A 17,191-nucleotide genomic window follows, 5' to 3' on the forward strand; every position below is an offset into this window, starting at 1 on the left:
AATCTTTAAAGCACCTACATATAGACTTTCGAAAAAAAGAAACAATCTCGCCTATCATTGACGTTACATGAGCTTAGCTTGATAGCGATGGGGTACCGCCACATGCCCATCAACCTAAGAAATTCTTTTCTCCCCATAACGAAAAAATAATCCCAATTCTTATAAATAGTGGTATTTTTATATTTGAAAAATTTAAGCCCAAGTACAAAAAACTAGGGGATTCATAATGTATAATTTCATACATTCAAATAAAAAGTTATTGCTCAATATATCGAAACGATATATAATTTAGATATAAAGTTGAGGTGACAAAATGCTTGAATATATCATATTAGGTTTGTTACATGAGGAATCGATGAGCGGCTATGACTTGAAGAAGAATATCGATCACTCTATCGGTTTTTTCTACAAGTCCAGTTTTGGTAGTCTATATCCCGCACTTAAAAGGCTCGAGGAAAAAGAATGGGTAAGTGTAAAAAATGTGAAGGGTGATAGTAAAAACAAAAAAAATTATACGATACAGAATGCAGGAAAAGTTGCACTTTTCAAATGGCTTGAGCAGCCTTTACAAACTACTAAAAATGAACACTTAGTAAAAATATTCTTTATTGATTATCTAGAGAAAGACAAACGCTCGAATCTTTTAAAAGAATTTTATTATCATTTAAAAAATCAAAAGTCTAAGCTTCAACAAGTCGAGGAAATTGTTGCAGTACAAACGTCTCAGTCAAGTAATTCTGAAGAATTTTACCATCGTTCTTCACTCCTCGATTATGGCGTTCGTCATTTAGAAATGGAGATAAGCTGGCTAGAATATCTTATGAAAAGAAAAAACAATACATGTAAGTAACATCTTTAGTTAATGGAGGTTCAAATGAAGACAATTTTGTTCGAGAAACGTCCCTTTCTTGAAATGGTGATTTTTGTAGTCGCTATGTTAGTCAGTACTTTTTTTATTCCACAAATAAAAGGATTAGTATTCATACTACCGATTGTATATTTTTTAATAGAGAGAATGGCTAGAAAAAGGACAAGGGAAAGTATTGGATTTAATCGAAAAAATATCTTGAGCGATTTGAAACATTCTTGGCCACTTGTAATATTGGTTGGCGTGATTTTACAAGTGATTTATTTCCTTTTGTATAAAAATATATTTCCAGAAGTGTTAGATCATGTATTAGAAAGAGCTGATTTCATTGAAGCAATTAATGGGAATTTACTTTTCACTTTATTAATATTAGCTTTAGGAGAAGAAATTACTTTTAGAGGTTTAGTGCAAGGAAGACTTAACTGGCTTATAAAACCTGTTTATTCGATTTTATTATCATCTATCATTTTCACATTGATGCATATATCTATTGGGAATTTTATTGTGGTTTTAATAGATTTAATAACAGTATTCATAGATAGTATGATTTTTGGGGTTATTTTCTATAAAACGAAGAATATCTATATTTCTTGGATAGCTCATGCATCTGCCAATATCGTTGCTGTTTTACTTATGATGACTATTTAAATTAAAAAAATCCATTCTATATTCATTAAGCTGAGATAAATTTGTATTCAAATTACGAAAAAAACGCTATTCTTTTTGTAGAATTATACAGGAAGGATGGCGTTTTTGTATGAATTTATCGATTTTAGATGAACTAGAATTGTTTTCTAAAGAACTACAACGATATATGTCACCGTATGCTTTGGAACAGTTAGCTAAAGAGATAGGATTTGTTCAACGAAAAAGTAAATACCGCGCACAGGATTTTGTGGCTCTATGTGTTTGGTTAAGCCAAAATATAGCAAATACTTCATTGACACAACTATGTAGCTGATTAGAAGTTAACACAGGTATTTCTATGAGCCCAGAAGGACTCAATCAACGCTTTAATTCCCAAGCTGTACAGTTGTTACAACAAATATTAGCCTCTTTACTCCATCAACAATTTTGTTTATCTAGCCAAATTCCAACATCGTATACAAACTATTTTCGTCGGATTCGTGTATTGGATTCTACACATTTTCAGGTTCCAGATAAATTTGCCTCTACATATCAAGGTTCAGGAGGTAGTGGTCAAAGTGCTGGTGTGAAAATTCAATTAGAGTACGATTTACTAAGTGGTCAATTTCTACATGTTCATGTAGGATCGGGAAAACACAATGATAAAACGTATGGATCCACTTGCCTAACGTCTCTTCAACCACACGATGTATGTATACGTGATTTAGGATACTTCGACTTAAAAGATCTACATATTATAAGCGAGTGTGATGCTTATTTTATTTCACGATTAAAGCTCAATACTCGTATATATCAAAAGAATAGGGAACCTGAATACTTTCACAATGGAACGATAAAAAAGCATTCTGAGTACATTCAACTAGATATGGAGCAATTTATTGACCAATTAAAGTCTGGTGAAACATATGAGATTCCTGAGATTTATATCGGAATGTATCAAAAACTTCCTGCAAGACTTATCTTATATAAATTAACTGAAACACAAATGAAACGTAGGCAAAAAGATTTAGCATCTAAAGAACATAAGAAACAAATCACCTATAAAGAACGCAGTAAGCGGCTTAGTGCAATAAACTTTTACATTACGAATATCCCTTCGGAATATCTACCAAAGGAACAAGTATACGATTTTTACTCCTTACGATGGCAAATTGAATTGATATTTAAAACATGGAAATTATTTTTTCGTATTCATCATTGTAATTCTGTAAAATTAGAACGGCTAGAGTGTCATTTATATGGGCAATTAATTAGTATCCTTCTTTGTTCCTCCACTATGTTTCAAATGCGTCACTTACTCCTCGTCAAAAAGAAACGAGAATTAAGTGAATATAAAGCGGTCTATATCATTAAAGATTACTACCTACTTATATATCAATCTCTACAACAAAACACCCAGGAACTATCAAAGACCTTTCTTCGTTTGTTCAATCTCTTGCATAAAAATGGGCGGAAGTCTCATCGATATGAGAAGAAAACAGTCTTTGATATATTGGGTGTCGTGTACAATTATTTCGTTACTCACAATCATGTAGCTTAATTAAAAAAATGAAACCCGTTAGGGTTTATTTGGTATGCAGATTTTTAGAAAGCTGATATCAACTCTTTAGAAAATAGAAAAAATCTAGTTGACGGACTTTTACTTAATCTTAGCTTGATGGCGATGGGGTCCCGCCAACATAACGCGAATTTCGTACGTTAAGGAATTATTAGATGTCTTTTTTTGATATGAACCATCATATGGGTGTTTTTGCCCATCCCCTCGAAAAGGGGGAATAAGAAAAAAGCAAGTTTCTTAAAGGGGCCCCGTCAGGAAAATGCGTATTTACAACGATAAGGAAATTCCAATATTAAAAAATCCAACTTCCCCGTAAATTTATAGAGAAAATTGGATTTTGTATTTCTTCATTAATGCTCTCTTTTCTTGAATAAGGCTGATAGTAAAACCATCTTCAAAAGTCCTATTCAATACGAAAATATATACAAATTAATTAATCCAATGAGAAGGTCGATGTATATGAGAGGGTAATGATGTCTTTACATCACCTTTAGCCGAATTAATCTGCATTTGGGTCAAAAACATACTGGTGGACAGATTTGCGCCACTGAAATTAACATCTCGCAAATCCGCACCAATAAAATTCACTGCCCTTAAGTCCGTATTTCTCATGTCCGCGGCAATCAAATAGGCTCCCCTAAAATCAGTTGCTCTTAAATCTTTTCCCTTAAATTTTTTACCCATCAAATTAGCTCTCGCATGGTTAAAATCTTTAATTTTTCGAAGACTCGGCATTTTATCGATTGTATTTCTTCTGACAAAATCACTTGCTGAAGTAAGCAATTCATTTAGAGAAAATCGATATATCACTAAATCAAGTGACAATAAATTATCTGCGTCCAACTCCGTTAAATCCTGCAATTCCTTTAACTGTTTTCTCAATTTATCAGCTAAATCATCCGGTATATTGTAAGACAGAGCTTCTGCTACGTATGCTATCATCTCATGTATTTGCTCCATGATGGGAAATACTTGAAACATTTTCTTCCCAATCTCAGGGTGTTCTCGCCAACTCTGACCGTTAAAAGTAACTTGAGAAACGACTTGTCCAGCACCCAAACAATCAAATACTGTACAGCCTTTGAATCCTTTTTCCTTCAACTGACTATGAATTTGGCAACTATAATCAGACTGCAAATTCATACAAGGAGTGCCTGCCGATTTGTTAATTGGAAAATCGCTTGATGCTACAATATTAAGTGCTGTACAGCAAAGTCCAAAGCACTTCGTACAATCAGCTGTTAAACTTTCTCTAATGTTTTTGGCTGTTTTATTATTCATTTTCTACCTTCTATCCTTTAGTTAAAAAACTTTTTAATTTATTATATAAGACTTGAATAACCTGGTCCTTTAATGGAGTAAGAAATGGCTATTTGTTCTCTTCCGATAGCTTTCTATATAATGAAGCCCTGGATACATTTATAATTGCGCAAATTTGATTTACAGTCATTCTTCCCTCTTTATATAGTTTTACTGCATAATTCATTCCTGCATGATTTTTATGATATTTCTTTAACTGGCCTTTTAAACTATCCTTCTTTCTTAGCCAGCTCAATCCCTTCACCTTGACGCATACGGATTAGATCTCGCTCTAATTGATTAACACCAGCCATTACTGTAATTAAGAATTGGCTGTATAGATCATCTATTGACAAATATGTCCATGTATCCTTGGGTAGGGTCCCGTCAGGAAAATGCGTATTTACAACGTTAAGCCGATTTTCGTGAAGGGCCCCCTTAAAGGAGAAACTTGCTTTTTTCTAAGGTGGATTCGTATTCTTTGACTCTTCTATAAAATGTATTACTCTTCATTCCTACTCTTTGCATTGCTTCTACTGCAGTAATTTTATGATTTTTCCATTCTTGATAAGCTTCTATAAAATTATCATCAATTTCAACTTTCTTACGCCCAAATTTCACTCCTTTTTGAAGTGCAATTGTAATCCCTTCTTTCTGCCGATCACGTATCCTTTTTCTTTCATCTTCAGCCATATAACTTAATAACTGTAGAATTAAGTCTGAGATAAGGGTTTCAATGCCATTTAAATCTTTATATTTCATTGTATTAAGAAGGGGCATGTCTAACACAACAATATCAATTTCTTTTTTCTTAATTAATTCCTGTCATTCGTCTAAAATCATTTGTTTATTTCTCCCCAACCGATCTAGCGATTGAATATATAAAACATCTCCTTTTCTCAACATACGTTTCATAAGTTGATATTCAGGTCTTTTGAAATCCTTTCCACTAGCTTTTTCTATAAAAATATATTCTTCAGGGATTCCTAGCTCTGTTGCAGTTAAAAGTTGTCTGTCAATAGATTGGTCTTTACTACTTACCCTAATATAGAAAAAATTCCTCAATATAAGTCTCCTTTCCCAGTTCAAATGCTTGGCATACTCTATAATTTTAATCATTATAAGTTATAATAATAATATTATTTTAGCTTCACAAAGTATACAAACAATATGACATATTTCAAAAATAAATATGTTGTATTTATGAAATATTAAAACCTTATCAAACTCAGTGTGTCAAAAAGTATACTTTTTGACACACTATAAGCTATTATAAATATAATACATAAGGAGGTGTAGAAAACAAATAAATATGAATACTCAAAAGCGATTAACTATTTTAACAACAGATGAAATACATCAACTTTATAGTAGACCACTGTTTACAGCTAAAGAGCGTGTGCAATATTTTTCCCTTTCTCAAATGGAAAATGAATTATTATATACATTACGATCAATAAAATCTAAGGTCTATTTTATTCTTCAACTTGGATACTTTAAATCAAAACAATTATTTTTTCAATTTAACTTATCGGAAGTGGAAGAAGATATTCAATATATTCTCAAAGTACATTTTAGCAGTGCTGAATTCTTGGATTTTAGTCCTGTTGATAAAAAAAACTAGAATAAATCAACAACAACTTATTCTTAAACGATTTAATTATCATCTTTGTGACTCACATTCTCGACTAGACTTAAAAGAACAAGCCTGTCGAGCTGCAACTGTAAGTGGTAAACCCATTTTTATTTTTCGTGAGTTAATAAACTACTTAACTAACAAACGTATTGTTAGTCCTGGTTACAGCTTTATGCAAGAGATTGTAGGAAATGCTATTACATATGAACAACAACGACTCATTACTATTATACAAACTCAACTATCTGAGACCGATAAACAGCATTTAAAAGAATTATTATATAATTCTTCTGGGTTATATGAAATTACTCGGATAAAACATGAGCCTAAAGATTTTAGTATGAATGAAATTAAACGTGAAATTGAATGCGGGAAAGATATCCATTCTCTTTTTCAACTGGCCAATATAATTTTGCCTAAACTAAATATCTCTAATGAAAGTATTAAATACTATGCTTCTTTAGTAGAGTATTATTCTGTATATAAGTTAAAACGGTTTAATGAATCCCTTATTTATATGTATTTACTATGCTTTATTTTTCATCGTTATCAAAAAATGAATGATAATTTGATTAATAGTTTTATTTATAAAATGAGAAAATACAACGATGATATACTATCCTTCGCTAAAGACCAAGTATATACCTATTACACAGAAAACCAGAATAACGGTATCGTGTTAAACATACTAAAGAACATTTCACCAATTGCCTGGCAGCATATCAATTTTTATGGACGTTATGAATTTAGTAAATCCCCAACTGTAGTAAATTTAGATGCAATTATTAAGGAAACTGATATTCTAACCAGGTTAGCACAAGAAAATTCATTAAAAGAAAAACCTTAAACAAAACAGCAATCTTCCTTTTTAAGAAAGATTGCTTTCTTATTCCCCCTTTTCGAGGGGATGGGCAAAAACACCCACGTTGTAATTCGATTGTGTAGTTCCATGTACCACCGCTATGAAGGTTGATTTGTGTAAAATCTACTGTCGTAGCTCCAGAACCATAATAGTTGTTATCTGTAAAACCACTAACCCCTGATGTATAACCGTTGTAACCACCGTAAATATAACCTGCCATAATAAAACAGCCTCCTCAAATTATTAAAGTTTTTTTTGACTCGATGCTCTTATTTCTTTTTGTTGCTGGAGCATCTTCCTCCGGAGCCTCACTCAGATCATATTGATCTGCTGTTGGAGTAGAACCCCCATCAGCCTCGACAAGCTTGTCTCTTAGAGGTACAGACCGCAAATCAGAAAAAACAAGTTAAGCAAACTTCAACATAAAATAATGTGAACCTTGTTCCGCTAAGAGTATTTGGATGCAACACAATATCATTTGTGTTACATTACAGGAAGAAAATCTATTAAAATTGGCCACTAATGCTACGCGATTTACTGAAAACAATCCATTTTTATATGCAACATAATTAAAATGAATCGAAAACTCTTAGTGTAGTTGTTTTCCAAAATGTGGGGATACCCCTATTTAATCAAGTTATCTAGTAAATTAGCTCCTTACCTTATTAAGTGAAACGAAAGTAGAATAAATAAAACATTTAGGAAATTTTTTTAAATAATAGTTTTAATAGATAACTGATGTACTTCTTCTATAAACTATAAAAGGGGGGTCTTCCACATCACTATCAAACTAAGACTTAGGAAATTTTCAGGGGAGTGGTGTAGATTATTTAAGAATTTACATACATCATAAATCCTAATGGGGTTTGTTTTTTTCAATTAAGCCGCTCGATCTTTAGAAATGGTACAATTGTAATTGACACCTAATATATCAAAGACTGTTTTTTCTCTTATTGATGAAATCAAATTGGTTGAAAGCGCAGGTTACCTATTAGAAAAGGAAAAAAGGATCATATAAGGAATTGTTGTACTGCACTGATAAATTATACCTGTTTTTAAAAAGAACATAGAATTTATGCTTAAATTATTAAAGAGCGCAAATGTCGAGCTGCTCTATAAAAGTTATATTGCAAATGGCTCTTCATAGTAAAGGAGGATTAATAAATGAGAAAAATAACGAAAGTATCATTGATTTTAATTTTTTGTATAGCGATCGGTGTTTTAACAGGTTTTAAAGTTGGGGATTACCTCGGGAATCACAAAGAGGAGGAAATGATCAACTCGGTTAAAGGGGAAAAAGTCGAAGTGGCAGTGGAAGCTGAAAAACGCATAAATGATACAATGCTCAAAATGACTAATCAAAAGGTGTTATCCGATAAGAAAGAGGGCTTTATCAAAATGAGTGCCGAGAATATTCAAGAAGTAAAAGAGGCAATCACTAAAAGCACTCCAATGTATGTAAAGCATTTAGGAGAGTATCGTATGATCATCGATCGATGGGAACACGGGGATTTTTCTCAAATAGTTAAAGAGCATAATATGTTGAGTAAGTGGAAAGATGGGAACGACGGTAAAGCATATAAAGAGGCTACGCCAGAGCAAGAAAAGGAGTATCTCTTGAAACAAGCAAAAGCTGAATTAAATAAATAATCTACAACAAACAAAGGGTGAAAAAATCGCTCTTTGTTTGTTTTTAGTGTTTATAGGTGAAATGTTGCAAATTTCATTTTCGTTTGAACTTTATTTAAAATATAAGCTGTCCATATACCAAATTCTTAGAGATTAAAAGAGGAACATTAGTTGTTCCTCTTTTTATTTTAAACAACAAGAAAGCAGAATAGCCAATGACAAACACAAATAGAGAGATAGGTCGGATTTAATATTTTATATTTATACACATTTATATGTATATTTTATTTGTATAGATTATAAACCAATAAAAATATATACCTTTCTGTAAGAATCCCCCATTCTTCTATATTAACCAATACTTATATTTTTTAAGAATTTATTATTAAATATATATTGATTTAAAGTTTTTTATTCAAAATATCCATTGGAATTTTCAGGTTCCTTAGACCGTTGTTTGTTCTCTTTATAAATTCACATAATTTTCAAGTATAAAAAGCACATCTGTTAATAAAAATAGAAACCTATCTGCGGATAGGTTTCTTGTTTATACTTATCGTATCCTTTGAACAATGAGTCAGTTATTAATTTTCATTATAAGTTTAATGTTTACGAAAATAAAAATACAATCCCGAAAGCCAGTGATATTTTAAACGATTTTAAAGAAAGTAAAGTGTTGTGTGAAGGGAAGTATTTTTTAAATGTACAGGTGGTATCTTACGAACAAAATTCAGTGACTTATTTAGATGCAGATTATCCTGAAAACAATATTCTTTTTGTAGTCGGAAAGGATGGAGAATTTAGAGATATAAGGACATTAAAACGTACCGGATGGCTTAAGTATACCGTAGTTCCATTCCCCTAGTAATTGATGTAATAAAGTAGGTAAGAAGATTTTTATAGCTACAACACCTCTATTTAGTAACACAGTATTTTAAATTTTAGTTGTAGTACAAAGTTTAGTTTTTATGTTTCAATCTAAAAAGATAGTCCGATATTTTTTTAGGAAGGAGTTTGAAATATTACACTTAAAGAAACGGGTGCGTTAGTTCAACAACGAACTCAAAAAGGCCGGTGTAAAATCGGCTTTTTTACTTAACTAAAAAATCAACAGTGTCATTTAACAGAGCCAAATAAAAAAAAGCCTCTATCTTAAATTACTAAGTAATAAAAGATAGAGGCTTTTCTTATCAAGTCCTTACGGACTTAATGGTTCTGGTGCAAAAAATCTCTTAAACCTGGACATACTGATATTACTACTCTACAAAAGGTGTGTGATCAGTATGGAAAAGGAGAATTTGTTCAAATGGAAGCATTATCAGCCTGAACTAATCTTATTAACAGTAAGGTGGTACCTACGGTACAATTTGAGCTTTCGTAACCTGGTGGAAATGATGGAGGAAAGAGGATTATCAATTGCTCACACAACGATTATGCGCTGGGTTCATCAATATGGACCTCAATTAGAAGAGAAAGTACGACATCATCTAAAATCAACCAATGATTCATGGAGAGTCGATGAAACCTATATTAAAGTAAAAGGGCAATGGATGTATTTATATCGTGCCGTTGATTCAAAAGGGAATACCATTGATTTTCATCTAAGTAAATCAAGAGATAAACAAGCCGCCAAGTGCTTTTTCAAGAAAGCCCTGGCTTTTTCGTACGTTTCTAAACCTCGCGTGATAACAGTAGATAAGAACCCTGCCTATCCTGTAGCAATTCAAGCGTTGAAAGAAGAAAAACATATGCCTGAAGGCATCAAGCTAAGACAAGTTAGATATCTCAATAATATAGTGGAACAAGATCATCGTTTTATTAAGAAACATGTGCGTTCTATGTTAGGGTTCAAGTCTTTTGGCACAGCTACATCCATTCTTGCAGGAGTAGAAGCTATGCATATGATTAAAAAAGAACAGATTGATTTACGGGATCAGTCTGTTCAAAATCAGAAAGAATTCATCCATCAATTGTTTGGGCTAACAGCATAAAATACAATTCTGCTCGAAATATATGCGCTATATTCTCTTTTATTTTATCTTTGCACCAGAACCAGAAGATGACCGTCTTTGATATTCTAGGGATTGTGTATAAAACGACGGTGAAGCATAGACAAGCTGCCTAGCGAAAAAATCGCGTTTTAATAGGCTTCTTTAGCATGCCTACTTTTTTATCACTTGCTAGTTTTGAAACAAGGATCATTTCGTACCTAGTAAATTACTTGGTTAGCTTGATGGCGATGGGGGATTGCCAACTAAACGCTAATTTCGTACGCTAAGGAATTTTTAAGTTGAAAAACTTGGTTTTACCATACGTTAACAAAGTACCATAAACGACATTTAATGTTTGTTATGGTACTTTGTTTTTGATAATGAGTTTTGGAACTGGTTTTTGACTGTATTTCTTTCAGTTATATTAGAATTAAATAGAGTTCCTTAAACGATCGTTTTCGGTTCTTATTATACAATCATTGTTACATCGAAACCATAAAAATATAAATATATCCCCCCGATTAAAAGTGCCGCAGCAACGATTAATATTATTACTCCATCCGGACTATTAAGAATTTCTTTTATATGTTTTTTTGCTATTTGCTTAGTTTCTCCACTTGAAAAGAGATAAACAATGGAATGGAGAATTAGTAAGAAAAATGCCGTAATTAACTCTATCATGGCTTATGTACCTCCTAATATATGTACCTTTAATTAAACAATAATTGCCTTATACATTATATCAGCTAGGGTACATGGAAGTATAACAAATTATTTGTATAATTTATTTTATTAATCGATATGTTAAAAAAAGACACTGAATAATTCTTTAACGTACGAAATTCGCGTTATGTTGGAGGGACCCCTACTAGGGGTTCAACCGAGATACATATAATTTTGGGTCATAGGCTGTATTTTATTCCGATTTTCTGATTATTGTGTAACAAAAAGGTATTTTAATAATAATGTTACGAATTATTTTTAATACAGTATTTTGTTACAGCTAGTTGGGGTACGGAAACGATTCAAAGAATAATCCGCCACAACTGAAAATTTTTCCAATTTATGCGGGTTTTTTTCTTATATTTCATCTTGTAGGGGTCACCATATCAAAAAAAGAATTTAGGTGGGAGATTAACTGTTTGTAAGAGCCCGATTCGGGAGGGCTGATTAAAGTTTTATTGTTATCTCTTATAAAGAGTGGGTACAATGATTTTTGCTTATTCCCTCTTTTCGAGGGGATGGGCAAAAACACCCATGTAAAGAGACGTTTTGCCAAATCCGCAGGATTTCAAAATCTTCGTCATGCTTCACGAACCATAAAAGGGATTGAAACGATTCAAGCCATATATAAACAAAGACGAAGTCTTGAATCAGACTCCGTCTTTTCAGTGTACAAAGAACTACAGCAATTAGTAGCGATTGCTTAAAGTCTATTTCCAATCTGTAGACCTCTCTATATTTTTTCTAACTTTGCAACAGAACCACGTAATCTATATACGTCTTAAGAGATGAAAAAAATATATTTTTTTTTATCAAACTTGGAACTTTATCTTGATTACTGTCCAATATATAGTGAAATCAATTTTAAGGAGGGTGCCTGTTTGGCCAGTAATGACAACATAAGCACCTGGATAGACCGTCTGTTATCCGGTGACGAAGAAGCTTTTGAATATATATTTGATTTAACAAATCAGAGAATATATGACACCGTATTTGCTATAGTTAAAAATGGTCATGATACAAATGAAATTGTAAATGAGGTTTACTTTCAACTATGGAAATCTATCTCAAAATATGATCAATCTAGACCTTTTTTATTTTGGTTGAATGGCATTGTCTATAAACAAATTAGTCAATGGCGAAAACAAGTTTGGAAGAGGGTGCGTTTATTTGAAAAACAGCATTCAATGCAGGAGTCTGTTGTAGAAATCCCAGAAAAATTATTACTTGAGAAGGAAACACAAAAGGAATTGTTAACATTGATTCAAGAATTGCCTTTCAAATTTAGAGTTGTGATAGTGTATCGTTTTTATCACGATTATACGTATGAAGAAATTGCAGAATTATTACAAATCCCTATAGGTACGGTAAGATCTAGAATTCATAGAGCGTTAGAAAAAATTAGGAACCAATCTAATATAGAAATAGATGAGGAGGAATATAATTCAAATGTCATTTTCAAATGAATTAAAAAAAGCAATGAAACAAGAAGTTCCTAAAGAAGTAAAAGAACGTGCATATCAATCATTTACGCAAATTCACAAAAGGGAGAACAAAAAGAAATTGAAAAAGAAATTATTAATAACAGGTGTAGCGGCAGCTATCATTATACCAACTAGTACAATGGCACTAAATAAATCTTATTTTACGCAACCTCAATTAAAATTGAATGACATGATTACTGATCAAGTTAGAAAGTATGCAGCAGCGGGAAAATCTATACCTTTGGATCAAAAAATAACAAATCAAGGAATTACGCTTCATTTAAAAGAAATGTTAATCCAAGAGGATAAAATACTTGTTTACTACCGATTTGAACAACAAGATGGATCAATAATTCCGTATGAATTTAATACAAATGGATTGCATATCGTATCCAGTGGCAAAGAAAAGGGTAAGCAAGTGGCAAGGCCAACATATAAAAATGAAAAATTTAATACTGTAAGTGAATTGGATTTTCTTAGTAACAATAATCTAGACAGCTATCAAAAGGATCGTATTGGTAATCCAAATGCACCGGATATAGGTATGTTTTACTTAACTGATGCAAAAGGAAAGGCTTTTGAAACTGCACTGGCTTTTCAGGATAAACCAGAGGGAACAGTAGTTTTTGAAGTACTTCAAGGAGAAAAATTCCCTAATTCTTTAACTATAAACATAAATATTAATAGAGTTGGAAAAACAGAAGGAAATTGGATAACCAAAATTTTAGTTGATGTAGAGCATAAATCCGTACAAAAGACTGATATGGATAAAAATCAGTAGAAATCATAAGACAACATCCGTATCTTATACTTTCAAAAAATTATTCAAGTATAAGGGGTACAATATATTATTTTTATTTATTAAAAAAATCCATATAATTTTCATAATATTTTCTTTAAATAGAGGAAACTCATTCAAAATGGAAGAATGGAGAAATAACTGCTGTTATATTTATGGAAATGTTAGAACTAAAGAAAAACATCTTTTATAAAATTATGAAGGAATATGAAGAAGTAAATAAGGGCTTTTCCTATAAAGCGTACCACCAACACTCTAACGAAACTCTAGCAAACCATCCGAATTTAAAATCTGTACGTATTTTGATTGGTAACGGAGAAACACCAAAACGTTTTAATTATAATTTAACTGGATTTGATAAAGACGGTAAAGAAAAAAGAATTAGAATTCAATACTCAAAAAAACCTTCATAAAGAAGCATTCCTACGCGTCTAGTACTCTGATAAAAAAGTTGAAGAAGATGTATCAGGTTGGGAAGAAGTGAAGCAGGACGAGATTCCTGCGAAAGTGAAAGAAAAACTAGCTGCGAAATAATAAAAATAAATAGGGTTTGGCCTTAACGGTCAAATCCTTTTCTGTTTTCAAAATCTTTTTCTAAAATGACTATGAATCCATGTCTTTTAAATAGAGCTGTTGTTACGCCGTAACCAGTTTGTTTATTTCCACTAATTACATAAGTCTTATCGTTTTTTGCACCAGAACAGATACCCCTACGTTTATCTGCCTCTTTGGTAAGGCATCGAATAATCCTTACCTATACTATCGCGATTTCTGATAACTTACATGTCGAGGTATCGCTCAATATAACAAAAATGTAATGTTAATGAAATGTAATTCCATCGATACTATAAAAGAAATTATATAAAATGAATTACATAAATGAATGGGAGTTAAACAATTTTTATAATGAAAAAGGAGAAGTATTAATGCGAAATATATTAAATGTAGAAAAAATTGAAAAATATTATGGTAATAAAGATAATGTAACAAAGGCTATAGATAATATTAGTTTTAAGGTAGATGAGGGAGAATTTGTTGGGATAATGGGGCCTTCAGGAAGTGGCAAAACTACATTACTTAACTGTATATCAACTATTGATAATGTTACTACGGGAAAAATAATGATAAATAATAGTGACATTACTCGGTTAAAATCAAAGTCACTAGATAAGTTTAGAAAAAATGAATTAGGGTTTATATTTCAGGACTTTAATTTATTAGATACCCTTACTGCTTATGAAAATATTGCCCTAGCGTTAACAATAAAAGGTGAGAAAAGTTCAAAAATTGATGGGAAAATACAAGCAGTTGCAAAATATTTAGACATTGAACAAGTATTAAGCAAATACCCTTATCAAATGTCAGGCGGACAAAAACAAAGGGTTGGTTCGGCAAGAGCTATCGTAACAGATCCATCTTTAGTACTTGCAGATGAACCAACAGGATCGTTAGATTCTAAATCAGCTAGATTATTACTCGAAAGATTTGAAAGTCTAAATAAGGATTTAAAAGCTACAATACTTATGGTTACTCATGATGCATTTACAGCAAGCTATGCTCGTAGAATTCTTTTTATTAAAGATGGAAAAATATTTATCGAGTTGGTAAGAGGGAATGATTCCAGAAAAGAATTCTTTACTAAAATTATCGAAGTTATAACCCTTCTTGGAGGTGACGATAATAATGTACTCTAAGATTGCTATTGGGAATGTAAAGAAAAGTTTTAAAGATTATGCAATATATTTCTTAACACTAACACTGGCTGTTTGTATATTTTATAGCTTTAACTCAATAGAATCACAAAAGGCACTTATGGAAATTAACGCTTCAGATAGAAAGTATGTGCCTACAGTAATGAACGCTATCTCAAATGTTTCAGTATTTGTATCCGTAATATTAGGTGGTTTAATATTGTATGCAAATAATTTCTTAATTAAAAAACGTAAAAAAGAATTAGGAATATACATGACTTTAGGTATGGGAAGAAGAAACATATCCAGAATATTAGTAACAGAGACATTTCTAGTTGGCGTTATATCTTTAGTGAGTGGACTTATAATAGGTATTGGAGTATCGCAGGGGTTATCTACATTTGCATTAAAGCTATTTGACTTGCCCATCAATAAATATAAATTTGCAATTTCAACAGGTGCTATAGGTAAAAGCGTATTATACTTTGGAATCATGTTTTTACTTGTTATGTTATTTAATGTATATGTTGTTTCTAAATACAAAATAATTGATTTGTTAACAGCAGGTAGAAAAAACGAAGATGTAAAATTTAGAAATCCTCTTATCTATGTAATCACATTTATTATGTGTGTAGCATCACTTGGATATGCATATGTGACTGTACTAAAAATCGGATTGAATTTTACTAATCCTATGCTCGTGGTATCAATCATTCTTGGCATATTAGGTACATTGCTGTTTTTCTTTAGTTTATCTGGATTTATATTATATGTTGTAAAGAAGAATAAAAAAGTCTATTTTAAAGGTTTAAATATATTTATCATCAAACAAATAAATAGTAAGGTTAATACAAATTTTATATCCATGTCTGTAATCTGTTTAATGTTATTCCTTACAATGGTGGCTTTATCTACAGGAATCAGCTTTAACAGAATGATGGACGCCACAACGAAAGAAATAACACCATTTGATGCCAGTATTACGTTGGAGAATAAGGATGAAAGTTACACTATAGAAGAAGTATTAAATAAAGCTAATTTTAAAATAAGTAATAACGAAAAATATGTATCTTATAATGTATATCGAACAGGGATGGAAGTGGTGGACTTTGTACCAGAAGGTAAAGATTATAATAACGATATAGATTTCATTAAAGTATCTGATTATAATAAAATTTTAAATCTTAAAGGTGAAAAGGAAATCACTTTAAATAACAATGAAATTTTACTTTTATCAAATGAAAGCCGGTTGGCTAATTCGACAAATGAAAGATTAAAAAATAGCAATAAGGTGAATATTAAAGAAAAAGAATATTTGGTAAAAAACGCTAAAGTTATACAAGAGAATCTTTACACTTATGATGTGCGAACTAATTACTTCACAATCGTTATAAATGATGAGTTTTTATCAGGCTACAAAATTACTGAATCCGTACTTAATGTAAATTATTTAGATGGAAATAGAGAAGAATATAATAAAAAATATGATAACGTTGCACGGGGTTTTTATGACGAAAATGGCCCGAAATTAAATATTAATCGTATAGCAGGCAAATCAAAGGATGAAGTTTGTGCAGGAAGTAAGGGATTGAAAACTATCGTACTGTTTATTGGGATATATATAGGTATTGTATTTTTAATAACGAGTATGGCTGTATTAGCTCTTCAACAATTATCAGAAGCCAGTGATAGCATAGATCGATATAAATCTTTGAAGAGAATTGGTTCAAACGGAACAATGATCGACAAAACGATTTTCATTCAAACTTTCGTATACTTTAGTCTTCCAGTTTTTCTTGCCATAATTCATTCTATAGTTGGAATTTATGTAGTCAATTATTATATTAACACATTTCAACAAACAGACATTATTTTACCAGCATTGATGACGGGCTTAGTATTTCTTGTAGTTTATGTAGTATATTTCTACACGACATATGTCGGTTATAAAAATATTGTAAAAAGTAATACTTGATTTTATAATGCTTATTAGGGCTATTACA

12 protein-coding genes and 6 pseudogenes are annotated in these 17,191 nt (G+C 31.4%); 13 read left to right on the top strand and 5 right to left on the bottom strand.

Translation table 11 applies throughout. The features are described from left to right. Nucleotides 1-313: 313 nt before the first annotated feature. The 3 genes and pseudogenes from ABH960_RS24870 (at nucleotide 314) to ABH960_RS24880 (ending at nucleotide 3,056) form a co-directional block, all read left to right on the top strand. Nucleotides 314-850, top strand: coding sequence for a PadR family transcriptional regulator (locus ABH960_RS24870; protein WP_016093795.1), 537 nt, complete (start codon nucleotides 314-316; stop codon nucleotides 848-850). A gap of 24 nt (nucleotides 851-874) precedes the next feature. Continuing rightward, the gene (locus ABH960_RS24875; RefSeq protein ID WP_016093796.1) at nucleotides 875-1,516 is read left to right on the top strand and encodes a CPBP family intramembrane glutamic endopeptidase; all 642 of its coding nucleotides are present in this window, start codon (nucleotides 875-877) and stop codon (nucleotides 1,514-1,516) included. Between the two features lie 109 nt (nucleotides 1,517-1,625). After that, nucleotides 1,626-3,056: pseudogene (locus ABH960_RS24880) on the top strand (IS4 family transposase). Between the two features lie 447 nt (nucleotides 3,057-3,503). On the opposite strand, the gene ABH960_RS24885 reads toward ABH960_RS24880, so the two are convergent. The 3 genes and pseudogenes from ABH960_RS24885 to ABH960_RS24895 all read right to left on the bottom strand — a co-directional run bounded on the left by ABH960_RS24885 (nucleotide 3,504) and on the right by ABH960_RS24895 (nucleotide 5,438). Further along, complete coding sequence (locus ABH960_RS24885) at nucleotides 3,504-4,355, bottom strand: pentapeptide repeat-containing protein (protein ID WP_404449037.1); 852 nt, start codon at nucleotides 4,353-4,355, stop codon at nucleotides 3,504-3,506. Nucleotides 4,356-4,443: 88 nt separating this feature from the next. Next, nucleotides 4,444-4,747 (bottom strand): annotated as a pseudogene (locus tag ABH960_RS24890) (helix-turn-helix domain-containing protein); the annotation flags it as partial. Nucleotides 4,748-4,811: 64 nt separating this feature from the next. After that, nucleotides 4,812-5,438 (bottom strand): annotated as a pseudogene (locus tag ABH960_RS24895) (recombinase family protein). Nucleotides 5,439-5,685: 247 nt separating this feature from the next. Here ABH960_RS24895 and ABH960_RS24900 point away from each other — a divergent pair. Continuing rightward, a pseudogene (locus tag ABH960_RS24900) lies at nucleotides 5,686-6,712 on the top strand (DUF4158 domain-containing protein); the annotation flags it as partial. Between the two features lie 82 nt (nucleotides 6,713-6,794). Here ABH960_RS24900 and ABH960_RS24905 read toward each other — a convergent pair. Continuing rightward, nucleotides 6,795-7,091: a hypothetical protein gene (locus ABH960_RS24905; protein WP_404449039.1), complete on the bottom strand. Its 297-nt coding sequence runs from the start codon at nucleotides 7,089-7,091 to the stop codon at nucleotides 6,795-6,797. A 944-nt stretch (nucleotides 7,092-8,035) separates the two neighbouring features. On the opposite strand from ABH960_RS24905, the gene ABH960_RS24910 reads away from it, so the two are divergent. From ABH960_RS24910 to ABH960_RS24920, 3 genes are all read left to right on the top strand, one after another. Further along, entirely contained in the window at nucleotides 8,036-8,521 is a 486-nt protein-coding gene (locus ABH960_RS24910; RefSeq protein ID WP_002130387.1) for a DUF6241 domain-containing protein, read from the top strand. A gap of 544 nt (nucleotides 8,522-9,065) precedes the next feature. Beyond that, entirely contained in the window at nucleotides 9,066-9,365 is a 300-nt protein-coding gene (locus ABH960_RS24915; RefSeq protein WP_404449042.1) for a hypothetical protein, read from the top strand. A 418-nt stretch (nucleotides 9,366-9,783) separates the two neighbouring features. Beyond that, entirely contained in the window at nucleotides 9,784-10,491 is a 708-nt protein-coding gene (locus ABH960_RS24920; RefSeq protein WP_404449044.1) for an IS6-like element ISBwe3 family transposase, read from the top strand. A 468-nt stretch (nucleotides 10,492-10,959) separates the two neighbouring features. On the opposite strand, the gene ABH960_RS24925 is transcribed toward ABH960_RS24920, so the two are convergent. After that, complete coding sequence (locus ABH960_RS24925; RefSeq protein ID WP_404449046.1) at nucleotides 10,960-11,172, bottom strand: hypothetical protein; 213 nt, start codon at nucleotides 11,170-11,172, stop codon at nucleotides 10,960-10,962. Nucleotides 11,173-11,747: 575 nt separating this feature from the next. On the opposite strand from ABH960_RS24925, the pseudogene ABH960_RS24930 reads away from it, so the two are divergent. The 6 genes and pseudogenes from ABH960_RS24930 to ABH960_RS24955 all read left to right on the top strand — a co-directional run. After that, nucleotides 11,748-11,921: pseudogene (locus tag ABH960_RS24930) on the top strand (IS6 family transposase); the annotation flags it as partial. Nucleotides 11,922-12,095: 174 nt separating this feature from the next. After that, entirely contained in the window at nucleotides 12,096-12,680 is a 585-nt protein-coding gene (locus tag ABH960_RS24935) for a sigma-70 family RNA polymerase sigma factor (RefSeq protein ID WP_404449048.1), read from the top strand. Beyond that, nucleotides 12,664-13,479, top strand: a complete 816-nt coding sequence (locus ABH960_RS24940) for a DUF4179 domain-containing protein (RefSeq protein ID WP_404449050.1) — start codon at nucleotides 12,664-12,666, stop codon at nucleotides 13,477-13,479. Before ABH960_RS24935 ends, ABH960_RS24940 begins: the two co-directional genes overlap by 17 nt. 329 nt (nucleotides 13,480-13,808) lie before the next feature. Further along, nucleotides 13,809-14,031, top strand: a pseudogene (locus tag ABH960_RS24945) (YxeA family protein); the annotation flags it as partial. 392 nt (nucleotides 14,032-14,423) lie between these two features. Then, nucleotides 14,424-15,191: an ABC transporter ATP-binding protein gene (locus tag ABH960_RS24950; RefSeq protein WP_001244390.1), complete on the top strand. Its 768-nt coding sequence runs from the start codon at nucleotides 14,424-14,426 to the stop codon at nucleotides 15,189-15,191. Next, nucleotides 15,181-17,163: an FtsX-like permease family protein gene (locus tag ABH960_RS24955; RefSeq protein ID WP_404449052.1), complete on the top strand. Its 1,983-nt coding sequence runs from the start codon at nucleotides 15,181-15,183 to the stop codon at nucleotides 17,161-17,163. The genes ABH960_RS24950 and ABH960_RS24955 overlap by 11 nt, the downstream gene beginning before the upstream one ends. Nucleotides 17,164-17,191: the final 28 nt, after the last annotated feature.

It is taken from the genome of Bacillus sp. RC252, assembly GCF_044909215.1.
GTDB classification, from domain to species: Bacteria; Bacillota; Bacilli; order Bacillales; family Bacillaceae_G; genus Bacillus_A; species Bacillus_A mycoides.

Coding starts and splice junctions, on each gene's coding strand:
- ABH960_RS24925 (WP_404449046.1), bottom strand. CDS start 11,172: ATGATAGAGTTAATTACGGCATTTTTCTTACTAATTCTCCATTCCATT.
- ABH960_RS24885 (WP_404449037.1), bottom strand. CDS start 4,355: ATGAATAATAAAACAGCCAAAAACATTAGAGAAAGTTTAACAGCTGAT.
- ABH960_RS24955 (WP_404449052.1), top strand. CDS start 15,181: ATGTACTCTAAGATTGCTATTGGGAATGTAAAGAAAAGTTTTAAAGAT.
- ABH960_RS24950 (WP_001244390.1), top strand. CDS start 14,424: ATGCGAAATATATTAAATGTAGAAAAAATTGAAAAATATTATGGTAAT.
- ABH960_RS24905 (WP_404449039.1), bottom strand. CDS start 7,091: ATGGCAGGTTATATTTACGGTGGTTACAACGGTTATACATCAGGGGTT.
- ABH960_RS24940 (WP_404449050.1), top strand. CDS start 12,664: ATGTCATTTTCAAATGAATTAAAAAAAGCAATGAAACAAGAAGTTCCT.
- ABH960_RS24875 (WP_016093796.1), top strand. CDS start 875: ATGAAGACAATTTTGTTCGAGAAACGTCCCTTTCTTGAAATGGTGATT.
- ABH960_RS24920 (WP_404449044.1), top strand. CDS start 9,784: ATGGAAAAGGAGAATTTGTTCAAATGGAAGCATTATCAGCCTGAACTA.
- ABH960_RS24910 (WP_002130387.1), top strand. CDS start 8,036: ATGAGAAAAATAACGAAAGTATCATTGATTTTAATTTTTTGTATAGCG.
- ABH960_RS24870 (WP_016093795.1), top strand. CDS start 314: ATGCTTGAATATATCATATTAGGTTTGTTACATGAGGAATCGATGAGC.